General features: G+C 73.0%; 6 protein-coding genes. 3 read left to right on the top strand and 3 right to left on the bottom strand.

The annotated features are described in order from the left end of the window. Positions 1-185 precede the first annotated feature (185 nt). Both AOK11_RS30960 and AOK11_RS30955 read left to right on the top strand, forming a co-directional pair. The gene (locus AOK11_RS30960) at positions 186-1109 is read left to right on the top strand and encodes a universal stress protein (RefSeq protein WP_055597010.1); all 924 of its coding nucleotides are present in this window, start codon (positions 186-188) and stop codon (positions 1107-1109) included. 140 nt (positions 1110-1249) lie between these two features. Next, positions 1250-1747 (top strand): glycosyltransferase family protein, encoded by a 498-nt coding sequence (locus tag AOK11_RS30955; RefSeq protein ID WP_055597009.1) that lies wholly within the window; start codon positions 1250-1252, stop codon positions 1745-1747. Between the two features lie 82 nt (positions 1748-1829). On the opposite strand, the gene AOK11_RS30950 is transcribed toward AOK11_RS30955, so the two are convergent. Beyond that, positions 1830-3818 carry an N-acetylmuramoyl-L-alanine amidase gene (locus AOK11_RS30950; protein ID WP_055597008.1) on the bottom strand — a complete coding sequence of 663 codons (1989 nt, stop codon included), beginning with the start codon at positions 3816-3818 and terminating at the stop codon, positions 1830-1832. Between the two features lie 265 nt (positions 3819-4083). Beyond that, the gene (locus AOK11_RS30945) at positions 4084-5223 is read right to left on the bottom strand and encodes an aminoglycoside phosphotransferase family protein (RefSeq protein WP_055597007.1); all 1140 of its coding nucleotides are present in this window, start codon (positions 5221-5223) and stop codon (positions 4084-4086) included. Positions 5224-5457: 234 nt separating this feature from the next. On the opposite strand from AOK11_RS30945, the gene AOK11_RS30940 reads away from it, so the two are divergent. Beyond that, complete coding sequence (locus tag AOK11_RS30940) at positions 5458-6951, top strand: DNA-binding protein NsdB (RefSeq protein ID WP_055597006.1); 1494 nt, start codon at positions 5458-5460, stop codon at positions 6949-6951. 106 nt (positions 6952-7057) lie between these two features. On the opposite strand, the gene AOK11_RS30935 is transcribed toward AOK11_RS30940, so the two are convergent. Next, entirely contained in the window at positions 7058-8500 is a 1443-nt protein-coding gene (locus AOK11_RS30935) for a PP2C family protein-serine/threonine phosphatase (RefSeq protein WP_055597005.1), read from the bottom strand. Between the last annotated feature and the right edge of the window lie 455 nt (positions 8501-8955).

Here is an 8955-nt window from a genome sequence, read left to right as displayed (position 1 = left end):
CTGACGTGAGCAGGGCGCGTGGGCCCCGGGGCGCACGCGCCGGGGCCTGCCGACCGGTGAGCGGAAGGACCGCCGGGCAGGTGTCGCCGCCGATCTTCTGGACACACGACCAGGGAGACTCTTCCGGGACCAGGGCCGGGCCGGCCCCGGAAAGTGAGCGCCGTAGTCCGGAAGTGAGGAACCCCATGAGCACTCAGCCGGTCGTCGCGGCGGTCGACGGTTCGGACGACAGTCTGCGCGCCCTGAAGTGGGCCCTCGACGCCGCACACCGGCGCGAGGCCCCACTGAGGGTGGCACACGTACGTCAGTACGCTCTCTGGGGGCGGCCCGACGCGGCGCCCGCCGGACTTCCCGCAGCCGAGGACGACCCGGTCCTCGGTCTGGTCCGGGGCCGGCTGGAGGGCCGGACCGGCCTCCCCGCCGTCGACTTCGTCGCCCTGGACGGCGCTCCCGGCGCCGTCCTGCCCGAACTGGGGGCCACGGCACAGCTGCTGGTGCTCGGCTCCCGAGGCCGCGGCGGTTTCAGCAGCCTGCTGCTCGGCTCCAACTCCCTTGCCGCGGCCCGGGATGCCGAATGCCCCGTCGTCGTGGTCCCCCGGCCCGGCCGGGACACCGGCACGTCCGCCGAGGGCGCCGGGTCCGCCGAGGGCGCCGGAGCAGGCCCCGGGGTCGTCGTCGGCGTGAACGTCGACAGCCCCGACGAGGCCACCCTCGCCTTCGCCTTCCGCGAGGCCGCCCTGCGCGGCGCCGGGCTCCGCGTCCTGGCCGCCTATCCGTGGCCCCCGCAGACCTGGATGCTGCCGGGTGAGGTGCCCGCGCCGCAGATCGACCAGAGCGCCGTCGAGCACGAGACCCGCGTCCTCGCCGACGGCTTCCTCGTCCCGCACCGCACCCGGCACCCCGAGGTCACCGCCGAGATCCGGGTGCTGCCCGGAGACGCCGCCGGGCACCTGGTCGCGGCTTCCGAGGGCGCCGGGCTGGTCGTCGTGGGACGCCACCGGCGACGCCTGCTGGCACCGGCCCGCATGATGGGCTCCGTCACCCAGGCCGTCCTGCTCCACGCGGCGAGCCCCGTCGTGGTGGTCCCGCCGGCGCCGCCGGAGGAGTAGCCCTCGAAACAAAGCTGCGGGTCGTCCGCATGGCCGTCCCCAAGGGCTGTCCGCAGGGCCGACGACAACGGCGGACCGGGTGGGCGTGGCGGGCGTCGCCCGGCCGTCCGCCCGCGGGCCCGGGCACGTACCATGGCGGCATGTCGTTCCTCCGCCGCCGCAGCGCCACTCCCGCCGGACCCGACTTCGACGTTCTGGCCATGGACCCGGGCGACTGGCCCGGGAATCTGGGCGCCGGGCTGCTGCCCGCCCCCGACGGCACCTGCCAGGGCGTCTTCCTGCGCTACGACCTGTTCGGCGGCCGCGGCCCCGCAATGATCATCGGTAATCTGCCGGAGGGCTCCCCGGCCCGAGAGGTCCCCGAGGGCGAGGTCCCCTTCGAGGTCGGACAGCTGCTGCTGGCGCTGGAGAACGACGAGGAGGTGACCGTGGTCGGCACCGAGGACGTGCCCGTGATGCAGGGCGACAACCTGCTCATCGTGCGCCGGGTGAAGCTCTCCGAGAGCCGGATCTCCTGCGTGCAGTTCGACCGCAGCGACCATGTGCTGGTCACCATCGCCGCCTGGGACCGCCCCATCACCGACGACCTGTACACCCTCCTCAAGCCGCTGCCCGCCGAACTGTTCCAGCAGGGCTGACCGGCCCGGACCGGCCCTCGTTCCGGGCCGGGAACAAGGGCCGGGAACGAGGGCCGGAACTGAAGGCCGGGGACGGCCGCCGCTACACGGTTCTCACCGTCACGTCCGCCGCCCGCACGAACGCGACCCGGTGACCGAACTGGATCTGGTAGTACGGCTCCTTGCCCCGGACCACTTGGTGCGAGGACCGGTCGAAGGTCACCGCGTACAGGTACTCACCGGGTACCTTGCCGCCGGTGACGTACTGCTGGCCCTTCAGCAGTGTGTACGGCAGCGGGGACACCTCCTGCGCGGGCACCCCCTCCGGGTAGGCGGCCTTCTCCGGGTAGGCGCGCCCGTACACCGGCACGGAGTCCAGGCCCTTCCTCGGGGTCACCACCCGGCCCGCGGCGGGCACCGCGGTGGGCCGCTCCTTCGGGTTCCTGAACCAGGCCTTCTGCCCCAGGTACCAGATCGCGGTCCAGTCGCCCCACCGGCCGGCGACCGCGTACTGCTGGCCGGTCGACACCCGTGAGGACAGGTCGTTCACCCCGGTCGTCGGGTTCGAACCCAGGCCGATGTCCCTGATCAGGGCGGACGTCTCGTCGTGGTCGGAGTGCAGCCGCACCGCGCTGGACCCGTGTACCGCGCACGGCTCGCCCGCGGTCTCGCAGCCCGTGAACACCGGGCCGTGGGTGGCGTAGTCGGGTCGGATCGTCACCAGGCCGCCGTTCTTCCCGGCCGTGGCCTCGAACGGGCTGCCCAGCAGCTCGAAGTAGTGGGCCCAGTCCCAGTAGGGGCCGGGGTCCGTGTGCATGCCGGGCACGGTCGCCGCGGTCGTACCCGGCACGGTGTCGTGGCCGAGGATGTGCTGCCGGTCCAGAGGGATGTCGTACTTCTCGGAGAGATACCGCACCAGACGGGCCGAGGAACGGTACATCGCCTCGGTGTACCAGGCGTCCGGTTCCGCCAGGAAGCCCTCGTGCTCCAGCCCGATCGACCCGGCGTTGACGTACCAGTTGCCCGCGTGCCAGGCCACGTCCTTCGCCTTCACATGCTGGGCGATGTGGCCGTCGGTCGAGCGCAGACTGTAGTGCCACGACACATAGGTGGGGTCCTGCACCATGTCGAGAACACCCTCCCAGGCGCCCTCGGTGTCATGGACGACGATGTACCGGATCGGCTGCGAGGCAGGACGGTCCGACAGGTCGTGGTTGCCGTAGTCGCCGTCCCCGAACTCCTCGTACGGCGCCGGGATCCACTCGCAGGACACCGTCGCGGGACACTCCGGGGTGGTGGCGGAGCCGGCGGACACGGCCCGCGGACCGGCGCCGGGCAGCGCCGACCGGTCCGGGACGAGTTCCGGACGGGCGGCCAGGACGACCGGCTCTCCCGTGTCCGTGACCCGGTGCGCACCGGCGCGGATCACCTCGTAGACCTCGTCCGCGTACGCCGCCGCCGAGGCGGCGTCGTCCGTGCCGGAGAAGCGGGCCACCGCGCCGTACCAGTCCGCCGGGTCCTCGCTCGGCGCCCCGCCGAGCTCCCGCTGGGCCTCGGCCAGCAGCGCGGCGCCGCCCGCCACGTTCGCGGCCGGATCGTCGCGCAGCCGCCCGGTGCTCAGCCCGGTCAGCTCGGCCGCCCTCGGCAGGGTGGCCAGCCGGTCCGGGAGGGACCCGGTGCGCGGCGCGCGGGCCTTTGGACGCAGCGGAGGCCGGGCGTCGTCGCCCCGGGGATCCTCCGTCCCCTCGTCGTGATGCGACGTCGCCGCCAGCGCGGTGCGGGCGTCCGTGAGGTGCATCGGGCCGTAACCGCCGGTCACGCTCGGCGCGCCGTCGTGCGTGTCCCAGCGGGACTGGAGGTAGGAGACGCCCAGCAGCACGCTCCGCGGCACCTCGTACGCGGCGGCCGCGGCGCCGAAAGCTTTCTGCAACCGGGTTCCGCCGGACGGGACGGCATCCGGCGGGGCAGCGGACGGGGCCGCGCCGAGCAGCGGCAGTGTGAGCGCCGCCGCGGTCAGGGCACCGGCCGTGCGGCGGGCAGGGCGGGCACCGGCGACCGGTGCACGGCCGGGTCGGGTGGGGGATCCTCGCAACGCGGTCTCCTGGGACGATCGGGCGGGACGGTCCGTACGAGCCGCAGGGCCGTACGGGGGCCTGCGGTGCGTCTGTGCTACCGGCTGGCCGATGATCCGTCAATCATGCCCAGGAGAGGTGCGATTCCCCTGTCACCCGGGGGGCACGGGACTTTCGTGGCGGCGGCCCGGAGACCTGCGGTACGTCAGTGGCGTACACCGGTGGCGCCGGGAACGGGCCGTGAAATTCCGGGAACGTGCCGACACCGTGCCGAGACCCGTGGGGTCAGCGCGTACCGACCGCCGCGCGCACGGCCTTGCGGGCCAGCTGACAGTCGTCGTGCAGCCGCCGCAGCAGCAGCCGCTGCTCCTCGCCGGACGGCAGCGCGCCCGGCCGGGCCGCGTTCGGCGCCGCCGGGGGCGCGTCGTGCATCGAACGCTGCACGGCCGTCTCGTAGGTACGGATCTCACGCGTCAGCACCAGCATCAGGTTCACCAGGAAAGCGTCGCGTGAGGCATGGCCCGCCGACTGCGCGATCTGGCTGATCTGCCGCCGCGCCGCCGGCGCGTCCCCGAGGACCGCCCACAGCGTCGCCAGGTCGTAGCCCGGCAGGTACCAGCCCGCGTGCTCCCAGTCCACCAGCACTGGACCGGCCGGTGAGATCAGGATGTTGGAGAGCAGCGCGTCGCCGTGACAGAACTGACCCATGCCGTGGCGCCCTGCCGCGTGCGCGATGCCGTGCAGCAGCTTCTGCAGATCGTCCATGTCCCGGTCGGTGAGCAGACCCAGTTCGTGATAGCGGGCGAGCCGCGCCGCGTAGTCCAGCGGGGTGTCGAACGTGCCGGCGGGCGGACGCCATGTGTTCAGCCGGCAGATCGCGCCGAGCGCGGCCCTGATGTCCGCCCGTGGTGGTGCCTCCACCGGGTGCCGCTGCAGTGCCGCCACCCGGCCGGGCATCCGCTCGATCACCAGGGTGCAGTTGTCCGGGTCCGCCGCGATCAGCCGGGGTGCCCGCGTGGGCGGGCGGTGCCGGACGAACGAGCGGTAGACCGCTATCTCGTGCCGGAACCGCTCGGACCAGGCGGGCGAGTGATCCGTTAAGCACTTGGCCACCGCGGTGCTCCGGCCGGTCGTGCCGACCAGGAGAACGGACCGGCCGTTGCGGCGCAGCACCTGGACCGGCGCGAACTCCGGACAGATGCGGTGCACCGACGCGAGCGCCGAGCGCAACTGGGCGCCCTGGGGGCCGGACAGGTCGAGCCGGCCGCTCAGCTGCTGAGGGCCGGAACCCGGAGCGCGCCGTGGCTTGCCCGCACCGAGCACGGGAGCCGCCTGGCGAGCGGGGGCGAGGTAGGGGCCGCTGTCCGCCGGACGCGGACGGAGCGGCCGGGGCGGGGCGGACACGGAGGACGATGCTGCGTACATGGGTGATACAGATCCCTTCGTGTGCCTGTGACGTCAGCGCACCACACGGCCCGGTCGCCCAGGCGCATCCTGGGGAATGCCCCGGCCGGGACCGGGTCGTGGTGGCGCATTCCTACTCGACACCCGATGACCCCTGGCACACCATCTGGCGCACCCTGGCGAACCCTGGCGAATAGTCGCTCGGCATCTTTCACCCGGCTACTGTCAACTCAGCCGAGAACCTGGGGGCTTGACGTGAGCGGACAACCCAACACCCGGCTCTCGGACCTGTTCGGCCTGGCCGGCTGGTCCAAGGGCGAACTCGCGAGGCTGGTCAACCGGCAGGCGGCGGCCATGGGCCATCCCCAGCTGGCGACCGACACCTCCCGAGTGCGGCGCTGGATCGACATGGGAGAAATCCCGCGCGATCCCGTCCCGCGGGTGCTGGCGGTCCTGTTCACCGAGCGTCTCGGCCGTGTCGTGACCATCGAGGATCTCGGTCTGGTCCGGCACGGGCGTACGGGGAAACGGCAGAGCGTCGGGAAGAGGGAACATCCCGACGGAGTGCCGTGGGCGCCCGAGCGGACAGCCGAGATCCTCACCGAATTCACGGGAATGGACCTCATGCTCAACCGACGCGGCTTGGTGGGCGCGGGCGCCGCGCTCGCCGCGGGATCCGCACTCACCGGCGCCATGCACGACTGGCTGCACACGGATCCCGCCCTGACCACCGACGCTTCCCGACTCGACCGTCCGCCGCACGCCGACTCCGCCGGGTTCGACCGGTACGAGGCCGCCCCCATCGGGTCCCAGGAGATCGAGGAACTCGAGCGTTCCGTGGAGGTGTTCCGCGCCTGGGACGCCGCCCGGGGCGGCGGCCTCCAGCGCAAGGCGGTGGTCGGCCAGCTCAACGAGGTGGGCGGCATGCTCGCCTACCACCACCCACCCCATCTCCAGCGGCGCCTGTGGGGCGTCGCCGCCAACCTCGCCGTCCTCGCCGGGTGGATGTCGCACGACGTCGGCCTGGAACCCACCGCGCAGAAGTACTTCGTCATCGCCGCGCACGCCGCCCGGGAGGGCGGCGACCGGCCGCGCGCGGGGGAGGCGCTGTCCCGCGCGGCCCGCCAGATGGTCCACCTGGGCCGGCCCGACGAGGCCCTGGACCTGCTGAAACTCGCTCACTCGGGCTCGGGCGAGGAGGCTCTGCCGCGCACCCGCGCGATGTTCCACACCATCGAGGCCTGGGCACAGGCGTCCATGGGCAAGGGGCAGGCGATGCGCCGGACCCTGGGCCGGGCCGAGGACCTGTTCGTCTCCGACCGGGGGCCGGACCAGGAGCCGCCGGACTGGATGCAGACCTTCAAGGACGAGGACCTGTACGGCATGCACGCCCTGGCCTACCGCACGCTGGCCGAGTTCGAACCCGACGCGGCGGTGCACGCCCAGCACTACGCGGAGAAGGCTCTGTCCCTGCGCGTCGACGGCCGGGAGCGGTCGAAGATCTTCGACCATCTCTCCATGGCCTCCGCCTGCTTCATCGCCGACGACCCGGAACAGGCCGACCGGTACGCGCGTCTCGCGCTGATGTCGATGGGCTCCAACTCCTCCCGCCGAACCTGGGACCGGCTGCGCGAGATGTACCGGCTCACCGCCGAGTACTCCTCGTACCCCAGGATCCAGGAACTGCGGGAGGAGATCAGGGCGGCCCTGCCCAGGCCAAGGGGCAAGGGGGACAGCGCCCGGGCGTAGCGGGGCCGGGGAGCACGGGAACGGCGGGGGAGCGCGGGCGCTTCGTCACGAGACCCGTTTGTTTTTCGTACGAGGCCGCCGACGCCGGAGCAGCGGCTCAGGAGCCCTACGAGGCAACCCGGGCGACGAGCACACAGGCGTCGTTCTCGCGTTGCCTGTCACCGAACTCCCGCAGGACGGCCAGCAGACATTCCTGCGCGGTACGGCTTTCCGCGAACTGCGGGGCCAGGCCGACCAGTCGGTGGGCGGATGCGGCTCCGGTCCGTCCGGGCACCAGCCCGTCGGTGTGCAGCAGCAGCAGGTCGCCGGCTTCGAGGGTCTCCTCGGCCTGCCCGTAGGAGGAAGTCGGGGCGGCGCCCAGCAGGACGCCGTCCGGAACGTCCAGTGCGTGCCCCGTCCCGCCGCGGAACAGCAGGGGGACGGGGTGCCCGGCCTGCGCCCACACCAGGGAGCGCGTCTCGGGCCGGTAGCGCAGGCAGAGGCCGCTGCCGAGGGCGGGCTGCCCGGTGGCGTCCAGTAACCGGTTGAGGCAGGCCATCAGGGGGCCGGGCTCGGTGCCGGACATCGCCATGCCCCGCATGGCGCCGATCAGCATCGCCATGCCCGAGGCCATGCCGACGCCCTGCCCGGTCAGCTCGCCGACACCGAGCAGGGTGGCGCCGTCGGACAGTTCGAGGGCGTCGTACCACTCTCCGCCGGTCGCCGCACCCGTCGCCGACGGGAGGTGCCGGGCGGCGACGTCCAGGGTGCGGGGCCCCCTTCGCGGGAGCAGCAGGGAGCCGCGCCACGCCGGCGGCACGGCTTCCTGCAGCCCGACCGCGAGCCGTTGCCCGGTCCGCGCCGCGTCCTGCCCCCGGTGGTGCAGCGAGTCACGGGTCTCGCTGACCGCCCGTCGGCACCGGCGCAGTTCGCTGACGTCCCGTAGCACGGCCCACATCGAGGCGGTGCTGCCGTCGGTCCCGAGGACCGGTTCTCCCATCATGTGCACGGTCCGGACGCTGCCGTCCGGGCGTATCAGCCGGAACTCGCCGTCGATGGGACGGGCGTCGACGAGACAGCCCGTGACCATCGCCGTGAGTCTCGGCCGGTCCTCGTCGTGCACCAGCGACGGCAGCTCGTCGAGGGTGAGCGGCGGGGCGGCCGGGTCGCGGTCCAGGATGCGGTACAGCTCCCCGGACCAACTGGCCTCGTCCGTCAGCAGGTTCCACTCGGCACTGCCGACCCGGCTGAGCAGGGGACCCTGCCCCGGCGTGGACTGCGTGGTGGGCGCGGGCCCGGCCGGCCCCGCAGGAGCGGCCGGCGCGGGTACGGGCAGCGGGCCGTCCCGCAGCTGGGCCAGGTGCTCGTCCAGGTCGTTGAGCTGGTGCAGTGCCAGGTCGTACAGTGCGCGCTGCCAGCGGCCTTGCGGGTCCGAGGTGTCCGCGGGGGTGCCGCGCCGTACGGCGTCCACGTCGCCCTTGAGCCGCCGGGTCTGCGAGATGAGCGCGTCGACCGGGCCGCGTCCTGGCGGCTGGGCTGTCGAGCGGTCCGCGGAGAGGTGGGGCGGCATGACGCACTCCGAATGTGGGACGGTTCGGGCCAGAGTCGGATGGGGGGACCGTTACGACTGTGGCACAGCCCGCCACGCCCTGTAAGCGATTCGGCAAGACACCTTAAGGTCATGCCCATGGCACATGCCACGGTCTTCGCAGAGTTACTCGAGGGTATGTGCCGGATGCCGATCCGGCGGGCCAAATCCCTTGGGGCGCAAGTGACTTGATGAGGGTTCCGGTCGGCATCGGCTGCACGCGCACATGTTCGACGCATAGGTGTTTGTTCACGGAAGCGACCCGGACCGACCTCGTCCCGGGGTGCCCGGCCGGATTCCGGCCGGGCACCCCGGGACGGGACGGGCGCCTCGCGAGGGGACGCGCGGCAGCCCCTGGGAGCCCGCCCGCCCCGCCTCTCTCAGTACCGCAGTACGCCCGCGATCCGCTCCGCGTCCCCGAGGGCGCCGTCCGGGAC

The sequence above is a fragment of the Streptomyces hirsutus genome, from assembly GCF_001418415.1.
Lineage (GTDB): Bacteria > Actinomycetota > Actinomycetes > Streptomycetales > Streptomycetaceae > Streptomyces > Streptomyces hirsutus.
This window is presented reverse-complemented; position numbering and strand designations above follow the sequence as displayed.